Source organism: Agrobacterium sp. CG160-95, assembly GCF_053521725.1.
Window position 1 is genome coordinate 416,637 of sequence record NZ_JBNWDU010000004.1, and the last position, 16,012, is coordinate 432,648.

Genomic DNA, 16,012 nt, shown 5'->3' on the forward strand with positions numbered 1-16,012 from the left:
CATAAACATATCTTTATGTGACTTGACGGCTTGCGATCTTGCAAATCGAAATGAGGAGTGCGCCCGTGTTTGACGATCTGTTCGGCCCTGAAGGGGCAAAGCGCGACGGCGCGGAAATTTTGCGCGCGCTGCGCCAGGCCGCCAGCGAACGTATCCTCATTCTCGATGGCGCAATGGGCACGCAGATTCAAGGGCTGGGGTTTGATGAAGATCATTTTCGCGGTGATCGTTTTATCGGCTGCGCCTGTCACCAGCAGGGCAATAACGACCTTCTGATCCTGACCCAGCCGGATGCCATCGAAGAAATCCATTATCGCTATGCGATGGCGGGCGCGGATATTCTCGAAACCAACACGTTTTCGTCGACGCGCATCGCGCAGGCGGACTACGAGATGGAAAATGCCGTCTACGATCTCAACCGCGAAGGGGCGCAGATCGTCCGCCGTGCTGCCCAGCGGGCTGAGCGCGAAGATGGCCGCCGCCGTTTCGTTGCGGGCGCTATCGGCCCGACCAACCGCACCGCCTCGATTTCGCCTGATGTCAACAATCCTGGTTACCGTGCCGTCAGTTTCGACGATCTGCGCATCGCCTATGGCGAGCAGATCGACGGTCTGATCGATGGCGGCGCGGATATCATCCTCATCGAGACGATCTTCGATACGCTGAACGCCAAGGCCGCAATCTTCGCGTGTGAGGAGCGCTTCGAGGCCAAGGGCATCCGTCTGCCGGTGATGATATCAGGCACGATCACCGATCTTTCCGGCCGCACGCTGTCCGGCCAGACGCCGTCTGCTTTCTGGAACTCGGTGCGACACGCCAACCCCTTCACCATCGGCCTCAACTGCGCTCTTGGTGCAGATGCCATGCGTCCGCATCTGCAGGAGCTTTCGGATGTGGCCGACACCTTCGTCTGCGCCTATCCGAATGCCGGCCTGCCGAACGAATTCGGGCAATATGACGAAACGCCCGAGATGATGGCGCGCCAGGTGCAGGGTTTTGCCCGCGACGGTCTTGTCAACATCGTCGGCGGTTGCTGCGGCTCGACGCCCGAGCATATCCGGGCGATTGCCGAAGCCGTCAAGGATTACAAGCCGCGCCCCATTCCCGAGCACAAGCCCTTCATGTCGCTTTCGGGTCTCGAACCCTTCGTGCTGACCAAGGACATTCCCTTCGTCAACGTGGGCGAACGTACCAACGTCACCGGCTCGGCCCGCTTCCGCAAGCTGATCACCGCCGGCGATTACACGGCGGCGCTGGCTGTTGCCCGCGATCAGGTGGAAAACGGTGCGCAGATCATCGACATCAACATGGATGAGGGCCTGATCGACTCGCAAAAGGCGATGGTGGAGTTCCTGAACCTCATTGCCGCCGAGCCTGATATTGCCCGCGTGCCTGTGATGATCGACTCATCCAAGTTCGAAATCATCGAAGCCGGTCTGAAATGCGTGCAGGGCAAATCGATCGTCAATTCTATTTCGCTGAAGGAAGGCGAGGAGAAGTTTCTCCAGCAGGCGCGGCTCGTCCACAATTACGGAGCTGCGGTCGTGGTCATGGCATTTGACGAGGTCGGGCAGGCGGATACCTATCAGCGCAAGGTGGAGATCTGCACGCGCGCCTACAAGCTTTTGACCGAAAAGGCGGGCCTGTCGCCGGAAGACATCATCTTCGATCCAAACGTGTTTGCGGTGGCCACGGGTATCGAGGAGCACAATAATTACGGCGTGGACTTCATTGAAGCCACAAAGACCATCCGCGAAACCATGCCGCTGACGCATATTTCCGGTGGCGTTTCCAACCTGTCCTTCTCCTTCCGCGGCAATGAGCCGGTGCGTGAGGCGATGCATGCCGTGTTCCTCTACCACGCCATCCAGGTCGGCATGGATATGGGCATCGTCAATGCCGGGCAGCTTGCGGTTTACGACAACATCGATGCGGAATTGCGCGAGGCCTGCGAAGATGTGGTGCTGAACCGCCGCGACGACGCGACGGAGCGGCTGCTTGACGTGGCGGAGCGTTTCCGCGGCACGGGTGAAAAACAGGCGAAGGTGCAGGATCTTTCCTGGCGCGAGCTTTCCGTCGAAAAGCGGCTGCAACACGCGCTGGTCAACGGCATTACCGAATTCATCGAAGCCGATACGGAAGAGGCGCGCCAGCAGGCCGCCCGCCCGCTGCATGTCATCGAAGGGCCGCTGATGGCGGGCATGAACGTGGTCGGTGACCTGTTCGGCTCTGGCAAGATGTTTCTGCCGCAGGTGGTGAAATCCGCCCGCGTGATGAAGCAGGCCGTCGCCGTGCTGCTTCCTTACATGGAAGAGGAAAAGCGCCTGAATGGCGGCGAGCAGAACAAGGCCGCCGGCAAGGTGCTGATGGCGACCGTGAAGGGTGATGTGCACGATATCGGCAAGAACATCGTCGGCGTCGTTCTTGCCTGCAACAATTACGAGATCATCGATCTCGGCGTGATGGTGCCGACGACGAAGATCCTTGAGACGGCCATTGCCGAAAAGGTCGATGTGATCGGTCTTTCCGGTCTCATCACGCCATCGCTTGATGAAATGGTGCATGTGGCGGCGGAAATGGAGCGGCAGGGTTTCAACATCCCGCTGCTGATCGGCGGCGCAACGACGAGCCGCGTGCATACGGCGGTGAAAATCCATCCGCGTTACGAACAGGGCCAGGCGATCTATGTCACCGATGCCTCGCGTGCGGTGGGCGTCGTCTCCGCACTTCTCTCCGCCGAGCAGAAGCCAGCCTATATCGACGGCATCCGGGCTGAATATGCCAAGGTGGCGGAGGCGCATGCCCGCAATGAGCGCGAAAAGCAGCGTCTGCCGCTTTCCCGCGCCCGCGAGAATGCGCACAAGATCGACTGGTCGACCTATAGTGTCGTGAAGCCGCAATTCTTCGGCACCAAGGTGTTCGAGACCTATGACCTTGAGGAACTGTCCCGTTACATCGACTGGACGCCGTTCTTCCAGACCTGGGAGCTGAAGGGTCGTTATCCCGCTATCCTTGAAGACGAGAAGCAGGGTGAGGCTGCGCGGCAGCTTTATGCCGATGCGCAGGCGATGCTGAAGAAGATCATCGAGGAAAAATGGTTCCGGCCGCGGGCTGTTATCGGCTTCTGGCCCGCCAATGCGGTGGGCGACGACATCAGGCTGTTCACGGATGAAAACCGCTCCGAAGAACTGGCGACCTTCTTCACGCTGCGCCAGCAGCTTTCCAAGCGTGACGGACGCCCCAATGTGGCGCTTTCCGATTTTGTCGCGCCTGTCGATAGCGGCGTTGCCGATTATGTCGGCGGCTTCGTCGTCACGGCGGGTATCGAGGAGGTGGCGATTGCTGAACGCTTCGAGCGGGCCAATGACGATTATTCGTCGATTCTCGTCAAGGCGCTGGCCGACCGTTTTGCGGAAGCCTTTGCCGAACGTATGCATGAGCGGGTGCGCAAGGAATTCTGGGGTTATGCGCCCGAAGAAGCTCTTGCCGGCGATGAGCTGATCGGCGAGGCCTATGCCGGTATCCGCCCTGCGCCCGGTTATCCGGCCCAGCCTGATCATACCGAAAAGAAAACACTGTTCTCCCTGCTCGACGCTACCAACGCGGCGGGCGTGGAGCTGACGGAGAGTTATGCCATGTGGCCCGGCTCCTCCGTCTCCGGCCTCTATATCGGCCATCCCGAGAGCTATTATTTCGGTGTTGCCAAGGTGGAACGCGATCAGGTGCTGGACTATGCGCGTCGCAAGGATATGCCGTTGGTAGAGGTAGAGCGCTGGCTCGGACCGGTGCTCAACTACGTACCGGTAAACGGTGCCGAGGAAATCGACAGCGCGGCCTGACGTTTCGGCCACCGTTGTTGCAATAAAAAGCGCGGGTCCTGCCCGCGCTTTTTTGTGTCGTCGGTGGGCTTACGACCTTAAGGCCGCCAGTTCCTCTATGCCGACATGGCTTTCGATCTCGCTGCCGCGCAGATAGAGGTAAACGCCGATGCAGAAGGCGAGGGCGGCGATGAACACCAGATACCATGCATGCGCCATTGGATTGACGGCTAGCGCCATCGTTACGCCAATCGGTGTCAGCCCGCCGAAGATGGCATAGGAGACGTTGTAGGCGAAGGAGAGGCCCGAGAAGCGGACCGAGGCCGGGAAGGCGCGCACCATGACATAGGGCACTGCACCCGCCATGCCGACCGACAGGCCCATGACGCCGTAAAGCACGAACATGGTTTCTAGCGATGTGCCGGCATAGCTGTAGAAAGTGGAGGTGGCGATGCCGAAGAAGATGCTGGCGGCCATGAAGAAAATGCCGGAGCCGACACGATCGATCAATGCGCCGGCGATGATGACGCCGAAGATGAGGAATAGCGTGCCGAAGCTGGTGCCTGCCAGCGCCTGCGTCGGTGTGTAGCCATAGAGCTTCTGCAGGAAGGTTGCCGTCATCAGCGTGGTAACGACGATGGCTGCGGACAGAACCCAGGTGAGCAGCGCGGAAATGATCACGCCGCGCATATGGTGCTTGAGCACGAGGCCAAGCGGAAGCTTGTCCGTCAGCGACTTCGACTTTTTCATCTCCATGAAGATCGGCGTCTCTTCCAGCCAGCGGCGCAGATAGACGGCAATCAGGCCGAATATGCCGCCGAGCAGGAAGGGAATGCGCCATGCGTAGGCCGCCACATCTTCTGCCGAGAAGAGCGAATTGATGGCAAAGGCAATCAGCGAACCGAGCATGATGCCGAAAGAGAGGCCGGACGTCAGAAAACCGCAGGCGAGCCCGACGCGGCGAAAGGGCACGTGCTCCGCAACGAAGGTCCAGGCACCCGGCACTTCGCCGCCGATGGCCGCACCCTGCAGCATGCGCAGGACGATGAGCAGGATGGGGGCCGCAACGCCGATGGTGGCATAGGTCGGCATCAGCGCCATGCCGAGCGTCGAAAGCGCCATGAGCAGGATGGAGAAGGCGAAGACGCGTTTGCGGCCATAACGATCGCCATAATGCGCGAGAACGATGCCGCCCAGCGGCCGCACCAGATAACCGGCGGCGAAGATGCCGAAGGTCTGGATCATCACCAGCCAATCGGGCATTTCCGGCGGGAAGAACAGATGGCCGATGACGGTGGCGAAAAACACGAAAATGATGAAATCGTAGAACTCCAGCGCGCCGCCGAGGGCCGAAAGGCCGAGAGTTCTGTAGTCCTGCCTGTTCAGGGGCCGGGCAGCTGCCGGTGTGGTGGTGGGAGACATAAGCCTGCTTCTTTTTCTAATTCACATGTTGCTAATGGGCATGAGGCAAGCGATGCGCGATTTCAAGCCTTATCAGCTCCTAATCGCTCATGAATTTTGATGGACGATCAAGAAAGCGCCGCAGGAAACTGATGTTTTCCAGCTCGTCATAAAGACGCTCGGTGATGCCGTTCTCGTCGAAGTAATAAATCGTCGCTTCGGGAATGGCCAAGAGCACCGGCGAATGGGTTGCGATGATCAACTGCCCACCACTATCTGCCGTGTGACGGACGAGGGCTGCAAGCTCCAGCTGCTTTTGCGGTGAAAGAGGACTTTCCGGTTCATCGAGAAAATAAAGGCCGGCGCCGTGCAGGCGCTGCTGCATGATATCGAGAAATCCCTCGCCATGCGAACGCCGGTCTATGACGTTGCTTCTGACGATATGCCTGAAAGTGTCCGGTGTTTCCTCGGGAAAATCTTCGCCTCTTTTCAGGGCTTTTTCCCGCTCCCAGCGAAAGTCATCCAGGATCACTTCATTCTGCTTGCGGATGTAGCCAAGCACGTCTTCGGCGCGCATGAACATGCGGATTTTCGGGTATTTCTTGCGGGCGAAATAAAATGCCTTCGCCACGGTTTCCGCATGCTGAAGATAGAGGTCGCCGGCAACCTGTCCATGATTGCCGATGGCATAGGCCGTCATTCCGGCCGCCAGCCCTTCCAGCAGCGTGGATTTGCCGGAGCCGTTATTGCCGGCGAAAAAGGTGATCGGCGTCTTGAATTCGAGGCGTTCCAGCTGGCGCAGCGCCGGAACGGTAAAGGGGTATTCGTCCCTTCGGTCCGGAGTTTCCTTCATGGTAACGCTGTCGAGAAACAGCATTTTCAATCCTCATTATCGATGCTTCTTTTCCTGTGCGTCCGTTTGCGGCGGAAGAGGAGTATATTATATTGGTGTATATTATAATTATCAAAATTACATCTGTGTATTTTCAAAGTAATTAAATGAATAGTCATCGATTAAATTTTATATTAAGGCGATTGTAGAAATATATCCCGATATTTTTGTATTGCGGGGAAGATATGAATCAGATTGCGCTGGTTTACGTCGCCATGATATTTTTGTTCGCGTCTGCTGTGGATGCCGATGCCAAGCGTTTTCGGTTTTTTGCGGTGCCTGGCTTCAGTCGCGGTGAGACGATCGACAGGGTCTACGACTTGCCCAATCAAACGACTTTCGTGGTGGAAGGGAAGTTCTTTGACCTCGGCTATCTGAACAGCAGTAGTGGCGACGCTTATGTTCTTTATAATGGCGACCAATACGTGAAGTTGGACGAGGTGGGCCTTAAGGGCATTTCCAGTATGCTTGGATTTGACCCTACCGTCGAGGACCGCAAAAAACGTGCGGCGGCTTCGGAGGCGGCTGAGCCTATAGGGAGACTGATAGGTGGGTTTGTGCTGCTCGTGGGCCTGTTCGTGCTCCTGCGCAGGGGTATTCGCTGGTACTATCGGTCGGGTAGCAGAAACGCTCGTCTCGAGCGTGAAGATATCGAGGCGGTCGTCGAATTACCGGAACCCCGTCCGCCGACCATACGTCAGCAACGTGCTCCAGTTACCCAGGATTATACGCCCGCTCTCAATGAGGTTGCACCGCCGACCAGAAGACCGGAGGCCGCGCCAAATCGCGCGGGGATGGCAGTCCGGCCGTTCGGACGCAGGAATGCCTGATGCCGTCTAGACAAACGGCATTTTCCGGGACGTTCCGGCTGTGACTGTTATTCGAACCGGTCGATGATGCTGATGCCACTTTCCTGGAAACGGTCCATGGCGGGAAGGGCGGTGATGGCATCGGAAAGGGTGATGTGGCGGCCGATCAGTTTTTCGGGCGCGAGCTTACCGCTCTCGATCATCGCCAGCATGTCTTCGTAGCGCCATGCCTGCATGCCGTGGCTGCCGTAAATCTCCAGCTCGTGGGCAATCACCCGGGCCATGGGGATGGCTGGCATGGCGTGATCGGCCAGCATCAGCCCTACCTGAACGTGGCGCCCGCGCCGGCGCAGGTTGCTGATGGAATTGCAGCAGGTTTGCGGGTGGCCAAGCGCGTCGATAGAGACATGCGCGCCGCCGCCGGTCACTTCGCGCACCGCCTCCGTGACGTCGGCAACCGAGCGGCTGTTGATGGTGGCGGTTGCGCCGAGTTGGCGGGCAAGTTCGAGCTTGTCTTCCGCAATGTCGATGGCGACGACCTGAGCGCCGAGGCCTGCGCCAATCATGATGGCGGAGAGGCCGACGCCGCCGCAGCCATGTACCGCCAGCCACTCGCCGCCTTTCAGGCGACCCTGGTCCGTCACAGCCCGGAAGGACGTGGCGAAACGGCAGCCGAGACCGGCGGCAGTGGCGTAGCTCATCGTATCAGGCAGATGAACAAGGTTCTGGTCCGCGTAATCGATGGCGACATATTCGGCGAAAGAACCCCAATGGGTGAAGCCGGGCTGGAACTGCGTCTCACACACCTGTTGATTGCCGGAGCGGCATTCATGGCAACGGCCGCAGCCGGAAACGAAGGGAACGGTGACACGGTCGCCTGTCTTGAACCTGGTAACGTTCTTTCCGACCGCAGCGATAACGCCGGCGAATTCGTGGCCAGGGACATGCGGCAGGCGAATATCCGTATCGTGGCCCATCCAGCCATGCCAGTCGCTGCGGCAGAGGCCCGTCGCCTTCACCTCGATGACCACGCCGCCATCGGTCGGTTCCGGATCAGGCAGGGATGCCACAATCGGGGTCTCGCCGAACAGTTCGTAAAAAAGCGCGCGCATCCTGGCCTCATATCGTCGGTAAGCAGATTTGAATTATACCTGCTCTATCTGCTTCCGACGCTGGAGAAAAGCCATTTAATCTTTGATCACCATAAGATCACCAGCCGCGAATTTAAGCGTTACTTGTTCGCCCAGGGCGGGTGGTGCGGTGCCGGGATCGTTGAACATGTCGAAAGACAAGGTCGAACCGCCGAGATCAAGACGGGTTCGGATGACCGAACCCAGGAACTGGCTTGAGGTGACGATACCGGAAATAGCGACGTCTCCCTTTGCGTCAGCCCCGAGAGCTCCTGCTTCCGGGCGCAAGGCGAGGGTGATTTTTTCACCGTTTGCAACATCGACCGGCTTGTGGAGCGTCACGTTCTGCTCTCCGACACGGATTGTGCTGGTAGAGGAATCGACGACGGTTGCGTCGATCAGGTTCAGCGTGCCGACGAAGGAGGCGACAAACCGGGTCGCGGGCTTGTTGTAGATATCGAAGGGCGAACCGATCTGGTCGGCGCGGCCGGAATTCATGACAACGATACGGTCGGAGATCGACAGGGCCTCTTCCTGATCGTGGGTCACGAAAATCGTGGTGATGCCGAGCTTTCGCTGGATCTGGCGGATTTCTTCGCGCAGCGATACGCGGATCTTGGCATCGAGCGCGGAAAGCGGCTCGTCCAGCAGAAGCACTTCCGGCTTCGGGGCCAATGCGCGGGCAAGCGCCACGCGCTGCTGCTGGCCGCCTGACATCTGGTAGGGGTAACGATCCGCCAGATGCTCCAGATGGATGAGCTGAAGCATTTCCTTCACGCGTGCATCGATCTCGGCTTTCGGCTTGCCGGCGACTTTGAGCCCGAAGGCGACATTTTCGTAGACATTCATGTTGGGGAACAGCGCATAGGCCTGAAACACCATGCCGATATTGCGCTGGTTGGGCCTGAGCGTCGTCTGGTCCTTGCCGTTGATGACGATCGATCCGCCGGTCGGGATTTCGAAACCGGCGATCATGCGCAGCACAGTGGTCTTGCCGCAGCCCGACGGGCCTAGAAAGGAGACGAACTCGCCCTTTTCGATGGCCATGTTGAAATCATGGACGACCTGTACGGAGCCGAAGGATTTCTTGATATTGCTAAGTGTCAAAAAGCTCATGAAAATCTTGTCCTCAGGCCTTGGGAGGCGCGCCCTTCTGGTAGCGTGAAACGAGTTGGATCAACCCAAGGCAACCCCAGGTGATGCCGAAGGAGATCACGGCAAGTGCAGCCGGTTCATAGGCGCGGTTGGCGCCAAGCAGCTGCATATAGGGGCCAAAGGCCGGGCGGTTCAAAAGGGCGGCCATGGTGAATTCACCGATGACGATGGCGAAGGTCAAAAACGCACCTGATAGCACAGCGACCAGAACATTGGGCAGGATGATGCGCGACAGAATGGTCGTCCACCCCGCGCCAAGGCTCTGCGCCGCTTCCGTCAGCGTCGAGACGTCGATGGTCCTAAGACCAGTATCGACGGCGCGGTACATGTAGGGCAAGGCGAGCGTGGCATAACCGAACATCAAAAGCAGGTTGGTGCCGAAGGTCGTGCCAGTCAGCGGAAGCCAGCTGGAGGTGTTGTAAAGCCTGATATAACCGAACACGATGACGATGGCCGGGATGACCAGCGGCAGGAGCGTGATGAATTCGATATAGGGGCGCAAGCCCGGCAGTTTGAGGCGGACCCAATAGGCCGTGGGCACCACCAGCAGCACACCGAAAACGATGGTGAAGAGAGCCATCACCACAGAATAGCTGAAGGTTTCCTGAAAACGCGGGTCGGTGAGCACCTTGCCATAGGCGTCGAAGGAATATTCACCGCGGCGCATTTTCAGCGAGAAGTTGGTCATGCCGATCAGCGGTAGGGCGAAATAGAGCAGGCCGAAGATCAGCGCGCCCCAGGCGAAGAACTTCTTCATTTGAGCCACCTTTCGCTACGGGCGCGCAGCCAGATGTAAAGCGCATTGGCAATGCCGGTGACGACGATCATGCCGAAGGCGAGAGCGTAACCCAGATGCGGATTGCCGAGAACGTCGCCGCGGATCTGCGCGAAAAGCAGAATGGGCACGATGTTGAGCGACGAGCCGGTAAGCGCGATCGCGGTGGCCACCGCACCGAAGGCATTGGCAAACAGCAGCGACATGGTGCCAAGCAGCGATGGCAGCAGGATGGGGAAGGCCACCATGCGCCAATATTGCACGCCGGTCGCGCCAAGGATTTCCGCAGCTTCGCGCCACTCGCGCTTCAATCCGTCAAGCGCCGGCGTGATGATGAGGATCATCAGCGGAATCTGGAAGAACAGATATGTGACGGTCAGGCCCCAGAAGGACAGGATGTTGAAGCCGAGGAGTCTCAGATCAATGCCGATCTGCGTCTTCAAAAACACGGTGAGTAGGCCGACCGGGCCGAGTGTGGCGATGAAGGCGAAGGCGAGCGGCACGCCGGCAAATTGCGATGCGACGCCCGAAAATGTCAGGAGTGGCCCGCGAATGCGCTGCGGCAGACCGCCCAGAACCACGGCGGCGGCGACGGCAAAACCAATCAGGCAGCCAAGAGCCGCCGAGGCGAGGCTGATCTTGATCGAAATCCAGTAGGCCGCGAGGATGGACGAGGTGAAAAGCCCGGCGACGTTTTCCAGCGTCAGGCTGCCATCGGGACGCTGGAACGCACCGACCACGATTTTCATCGTCGGAAAAATCAGAAACAGCAGAACAAAAACAGCAAAAGGTACGACGCCTAACCAATGAAGCGGCAACTTTCTGCCCGCATCGGATGGTCCGCCGGAGTTGGTTGATGGCATGCCTGGTCCCCAAACGCCGTTTTCAAACGGTCTGTCTATAAAGTTCTTTATTATCGCACGTCCGGTAAAAACGGAATCGTCAGACGCACTTTCGATCTTTGTTTTGTGCAATTTCCGGGGGTAAAACCTAGGGAGTTTTACCTGAAATGCTTTCAAAGAAGCACCCCGGCTTTTTGAAAAGCCGGGGTGTATTTTTCAAAGGTTACTTCACGTTCGCGCCGACGACGCTGTCCCAGCCGCCGGTAACGGCGGCCTTGTTGGCGTCGACGTCTTCGAGCGTCGGGAAGATTGCCTTTTCATAGGCTGCTGCCGGCGGCAGGCTGTCGATCAGTTCCTGCGGAACCTTGCCGGCCTTGACCATCGCGTTGAAGCGGATCGGGTGGCAATAACCCTTCAGCCAACCGAGCTGACCGTCGTCGGAGTAGAGGTGTTCCATCCAGAGCTTGGCAGCGTTCGGATGCGGGGCGTAAGCGGAAATGCCCTGAACGTAAACGCCAGCCAGAACGCCTTTTTCCGGAACCACGACTTCCGTGGGCGGGTTGTCGTTCAGCGTCTTCTTCCAGGAGAGCGCGTTATAGTCCCAGGCGACGATGATCGGGGTAGCACCCTGTGCCAGCGTGCCGGCCTTGCCGATGACTGGCAGGAAGTTGCCAGCCTTGTTGAGCTCGGCGAAATATTTCAGGCCAGCCTCACCGGCTTCCTTGCCGGACTTCGCGCCGCTGGCAAGACCGGCGGCGAGAACGCCGAGGATAGCCTGGTTGGAAGCGCGCGGATCGCCGGCAAGCGCTACCTGACCGGAATATTCCGGCTTCTGCAGGTCGGCCCAATCCTTCGGCACGTTCTTGACGAGGTCCTTGTTCACGAAGAAGGACATCACGCCGTAATAGTCGCCGTACCAGTAACCTTCCGGATCCTTGACGTTGTCAGGGATTTCGTCCCAGGTGGAGACCTTGTAAGGCTGCAGCAGGCCTTCGGCCTTCATCTGCGGGCCGAAAGCGAGACCGACGTCGACAACGTCAGGAGCCTGCGGGCCCTTGTTGTCCTTGTTCGCCTTTACCGCTTCGACTTCATCGGCAGAGCCGGCGTCGGGGTTGAGTTCGTTGACGGTGATTTCCGGATATTTCGCCTTGAAAGCGGCGATGACGTCGCCGTAACCACACCAGTCGTGCGGCAGCGCGACGGTGGTCAGCATGCCTTCCTTCTTGGCGGCAGCGATCAGTTCGGCGCTTGGCGCAGCGGCAGCGATCGCGGTGGAGGCCATTACCAGAGCGGTGGTGGCAGCAAGCAGTCGACGGCAATGAGAGATCACTTTTTTCTCCTCTTCGTGTTCTCGTATTACGGACGCTGATACGGATTCTGGATGAAGCTAATGTGACGGCTGGATTGCAATTTATTTATCCGGATTCCGTCACTTTACGCCCATTTTCCGCCATCACCCGGCTTTGTGCCTGCAATCGCGGGGTAATCCCATCATCATTCGTGTTGGACAGATATGTTCCCCAGCTTGTTTTTATCCCGCTTTATCGCGCTGGTAGCGATTTCAGGTATCCAATCAGCCGGCGGTTTCCGCGTCAAGCACTGTGCCGGCTACTAATGTTCATGTCCGGTCCGGCCTGCGGAACAGACGCGTCTGCTCGAACAGGCCTTCCAGCGCGTTCATGCGCTCCTTGGTTTCATCCCAGGTGCTGCTCTGCACCGCTTCGATCAGCGCTTCGACGACAAACAATGTAACGACCGATGAATCCCATGCCGAGGGGGCTTCGATCTTCACACGGAAGGTGTGCAGCGCGTGGCGCGCCACCGGCGATGTCCACTGATCCGTGAAAAGAATGATCTGTACGCCGTTTGCCTTCGCCACCTCGGCAAGCGTCGTCATGTCGTGCTCATAACGGCGGATGTCGAAGATCACCAGCACATCGCCGGCGCTCATATTCAACATATATTGAGGCCAGGCGTTGGAGTTGGACGACATCAGCGTCGTCTTTGGCCGGATCACCTGCATATGCGTGAAAAAATATTCGGCAATCGCGCCGGTGATGCGCCCGCCGACGAAATAGATGCTGCGTTTGCGGTCCGAGAGCAGCTTTGCGGCATTGTCGAAGACCGCGGTGTCGAGATCGCTCAAAGTGTCGCGCAGATTGCCCGTTATGGCGTCGGCGAAACGGTTGAGAATATGCAGACCCGGCGCATTGGTTGCCCAGCGGTCATGTTTGGCAACCGGGCCGGAGATCGTCGCTTCCAGTTCCTGGTGCAGATGGGCCTGAAACTCCGGGTAACCTTTATATCCGAGCTTCTGCACCATGCGCGCCACCGTCGGCGTCGAAACACCGGCATTTTCGGCAATGGTGGTGATGCTGCCGAGACCCGAGACGGGGTAGTTGCCGAGTAGGCTCTCCGCCAGCCGTTTTTCCGAACGGGTCAGCGCGTCATAGTGGGCATGGATGACATCCGACACGGTGGCCGTCGTACTGCGCAAATCTTTCCCCTTCCGGTCTTTTTGCCGGTGTATTGGCGAATATAAGCATCTGTGCCAGCTATCGAGTCAATGGGGAAAATGAAGAGAAAATTTCAAAATTCCATTTGACACTCGCGATAATGTGAAGAATTCTTTTCGTCATCGGCGGAATGGCAGGTTTCGGGGCGGGATGCGTGCATGACGGTGCGTTCACGGTTTTTCACGGAAGCGGAAGGACAGGCTGTCGGCGTCGAGAACGCCGCAGCGAAGGGCGACGTCGTTCTCGTCTGCGAACATGCTTCAGCCACCATACCGGAAAAACTCGGTACGCTTGGTCTTTCGCCGGACGTGCTTTCGAGCCATGCGGCTTGGGATCCGGGTGCCTTGGCGGTTGCAAGGCTGCTTTCGCAGAAGCTCGATGCCACGCTCGTCCATCAGCGGTTTTCGCGCCTGGTCTATGATTGCAACCGGCCGCCGGAATCGCCTTCTGCCATGCCGGTCAAAAGCGAGATTTACAATATTCCCGGCAATCTCGATCTGAGCGATGCGGAACGATTTGCCCGAACCTCGGCGCTTTACGTGCCGTTTCACGACCGTGTCAGTGAGATTATTGCCGAGCGGCAGGACCGCGGCCGCAAGGTGGTAGTGGTGACCATTCACAGTTTCACGCCGGTCTATCACGGTCAGTTCCGTGAAGTGCAGATCGGCATCCTGCACGATACTGACAGCCGGCTGGCCGATGCGATGCTGGTGGGTGCCGAGGGTTCTGCGCTCACGGTAAAGCGCAACGATCCCTACGGTCCGGAAGACGGTGTAACGCATACATTGCGGCTGCATGCGCTGCCGGACGGACTTTTGAACGTCATGATCGAGATACGCAACGATCTGATCGCCAATGAAGGAGACCAATCGGCAATTGCCGATTTTCTCCACGAGCTTATGGGGAAGGCGCTCTCATCAATCGATGAGTGAGGGAGCAATGGGGCGGCTTATGGTGAAAACACCGCAGCCGACCGTCAATGAGACTGCCGCAATCGACAAAAGCCGGAACGGCATGAAGCGGCAAGGGAACAGCAGATGCGTGCGGCGCAGTGCGGGAAACCTCCCGGGCGATGCCGGAAACTGGGGGCACAATCGGCCAATAACGGCTGGCTGGCTTTTTTTTCTATTAAGGAGAGAAGGGCATGGACGGTTCATCATCAGGCGTCAGCTACAAGAAGGCTGATGCATCCTATTTCGAAAAACGCGGACTATCCCGATACGCTGGCGTGTGGTCGCTGTGGTCGCTTGGCGTCGGCGCGGTCATATCAGGGCATTTTTCCGGATGGAATTTCGGCTTTTCCACCGGCGGCTGGGGCGGCATGCTGGTGGCGGGCATCATTATCGCCATCATGTATCTCGGGCTGACATTCTCGATTGCGGAAATGAGCCCGGCGCTGCCGCATACGGGTGCCGCCTATTCCTTCGCCCGCACGGCCATGGGCCCGTGGGGCGGTTTCGTCACGGGACTTTGCGAGAATGTCGAATATGTGCTGACGCCGGCGGTCGTCGTTACCTTCATCACCGCCTATGTGAACTCCATTCTCGGCCTCGATCCGGCCTATTCACCTTTCGTGTGGATAGCCTTCTACGCCATCTTCCTTGCTCTCAACGTCTTCGGACTTGAGCTTTCCTTCAAGGTTACCCTTGTCATCACGCTGATTTCACTCGGCGTTCTGGTGTTCTTCTGGGTCAGCGCCATTCCCAACATGGATTTTTCGCGTTACGCGCTTAATATCGGTGTCGGACCCGATGGCAAGGCTGTGGAGCTGCCGGAAGGCAACGGTTCCTTTTTCCCATTCGGTTTTTCGGGCGTTCTTGCCACGCTGCCTTTTGCGGTCTGGCTGTTCCTCGCCATCGAGCAGCTGCCGCTGGCGGCTGAAGAATCCGTTGATCCGAAACGCGATATGCCCAAGGGTATCATTCTCGGCGTCATCACGCTGATGGTTTCGGCCTTCATGATCGTGCTGCTGAACCCATCACTACCGGGCGTCGGCGCCTTTCATCTCAGCTCGTCGCTTGAACCGCTGCTGGATGGCTTCAAGGCGATCTACGGCGATGGCGGCGTGGTGCTGCTCGGTCTCGTGGCGCTGACAGGCCTGATCGCCAGCTTCCATACGATCCTCTATGCGCAGGGCCGCCAGATCTATTCGCTGTCGCGTGCGGGTTACTTCCCGACCGTGCTGTCGATCACTCATTCGAAATATCGGACGCCATACGTTGCCAATATTGCCGGCGCGCTCGTCGGCCTTGCGGTCATGCTCGTCATCTGGTTCTCGCTGGGTGCGGAACAGGGCGGCAGCATCATCGGCAGCGTGCTTTTGAACATGGCCGTGTTCGGTGCGATGTTCTCCTACATCCTGCAGGCGATTTCCTTCATCCTGCTCAGGAAAAATCTGCCGCATATCGAGCGGCCGTTCCGCTCGCCCTTCGGCATTCCGGGCGCGGTGTTGACAATCATCATCGCCATCGTGACGCTGCTCTATCAGATCCAGGATCCGAACTTCACCAAGGGTGTGCTGTGGGTAGCCGTATGGTTTGCGGTTGCCATTGCCTACTTCGCCTTTGTCGGACGCCATCGCCTCATCCTGTCGCCGGAAGAGGAGTTCGCGCTGGAGCACAAGCAGGCTGCCATGGCAGCGGCGGCTGCAAAGGCCTGATGCTCGAACTGACGG

General features: G+C 58.3%; 12 protein-coding genes. 4 read left to right on the top strand and 8 right to left on the bottom strand.

The genetic code is table 11. The features are described 5' to 3' along the window. The first annotated feature begins 65 nt into the window (after window positions 1-65). A complete protein-coding gene (gene metH, locus ACQZ63_RS16355; protein WP_019565253.1) occupies window positions 66-3,839 on the top strand; it encodes a methionine synthase in 3,774 nt (1,257 codons plus the stop codon). Between the two features lie 69 nt (window positions 3,840-3,908). On the opposite strand, the gene ACQZ63_RS16360 is transcribed toward metH, so the two are convergent. Together ACQZ63_RS16360 and ACQZ63_RS16365 are read right to left on the bottom strand one after the other, a co-directional pair. Then, entirely contained in the window at window positions 3,909-5,240 is a 1,332-nt protein-coding gene (locus tag ACQZ63_RS16360; RefSeq protein ID WP_113556399.1) for an MFS transporter, read from the bottom strand. 79 nt (window positions 5,241-5,319) lie between these two features. Then, window positions 5,320-6,096 (bottom strand): AAA family ATPase, encoded by a 777-nt coding sequence (locus ACQZ63_RS16365; protein WP_113556398.1) that lies wholly within the window; start codon window positions 6,094-6,096, stop codon window positions 5,320-5,322. Window positions 6,097-6,296: 200 nt separating this feature from the next. On the opposite strand from ACQZ63_RS16365, the gene ACQZ63_RS16370 reads away from it, so the two are divergent. Beyond that, a complete protein-coding gene (locus ACQZ63_RS16370; protein WP_113556397.1) occupies window positions 6,297-6,941 on the top strand; it encodes a hypothetical protein in 645 nt (214 codons plus the stop codon). 47 nt (window positions 6,942-6,988) lie between these two features. Here the strand turns inward: ACQZ63_RS16370 and ACQZ63_RS16375 are convergent, their stop codons facing one another. From ACQZ63_RS16375 to ACQZ63_RS16400, 6 genes are all read right to left on the bottom strand, one after another. Then, window positions 6,989-8,032 carry a zinc-dependent alcohol dehydrogenase family protein gene (locus ACQZ63_RS16375; protein ID WP_003513334.1) on the bottom strand — a complete coding sequence of 348 codons (1,044 nt, stop codon included), beginning with the start codon at window positions 8,030-8,032 and terminating at the stop codon, window positions 6,989-6,991. A gap of 75 nt (window positions 8,033-8,107) precedes the next feature. After that, window positions 8,108-9,166, bottom strand: a complete 1,059-nt coding sequence (locus ACQZ63_RS16380) for an ABC transporter ATP-binding protein (RefSeq protein WP_003513332.1) — start codon at window positions 9,164-9,166, stop codon at window positions 8,108-8,110. Window positions 9,167-9,179: 13 nt separating this feature from the next. Continuing rightward, window positions 9,180-9,962 (bottom strand): ABC transporter permease, encoded by a 783-nt coding sequence (locus ACQZ63_RS16385; protein WP_003513330.1) that lies wholly within the window; start codon window positions 9,960-9,962, stop codon window positions 9,180-9,182. Further along, the gene (locus tag ACQZ63_RS16390; protein ID WP_038491680.1) at window positions 9,959-10,843 is read right to left on the bottom strand and encodes an ABC transporter permease; all 885 of its coding nucleotides are present in this window, start codon (window positions 10,841-10,843) and stop codon (window positions 9,959-9,961) included. The genes ACQZ63_RS16385 and ACQZ63_RS16390 overlap by 4 nt, the downstream gene beginning before the upstream one ends. A 202-nt stretch (window positions 10,844-11,045) precedes the next feature. Next, the gene (locus tag ACQZ63_RS16395; protein ID WP_003513325.1) at window positions 11,046-12,152 is read right to left on the bottom strand and encodes an ABC transporter substrate-binding protein; all 1,107 of its coding nucleotides are present in this window, start codon (window positions 12,150-12,152) and stop codon (window positions 11,046-11,048) included. A 288-nt stretch (window positions 12,153-12,440) separates the two neighbouring features. Continuing rightward, entirely contained in the window at window positions 12,441-13,319 is an 879-nt protein-coding gene (locus tag ACQZ63_RS16400; protein WP_113556396.1) for a MurR/RpiR family transcriptional regulator, read from the bottom strand. Between the two features lie 177 nt (window positions 13,320-13,496). Between ACQZ63_RS16400 and ACQZ63_RS16405 the strand changes: the two genes are divergently transcribed. Then, window positions 13,497-14,270, top strand: a complete 774-nt coding sequence (locus ACQZ63_RS16405) for an N-formylglutamate amidohydrolase (protein ID WP_003513321.1) — start codon at window positions 13,497-13,499, stop codon at window positions 14,268-14,270. A 212-nt stretch (window positions 14,271-14,482) separates the two neighbouring features. Beyond that, window positions 14,483-15,997 carry an amino acid permease gene (locus ACQZ63_RS16410; protein ID WP_003513319.1) on the top strand — a complete coding sequence of 505 codons (1,515 nt, stop codon included), beginning with the start codon at window positions 14,483-14,485 and terminating at the stop codon, window positions 15,995-15,997. The last annotated feature ends 15 nt before the right edge of the window (window positions 15,998-16,012 follow it).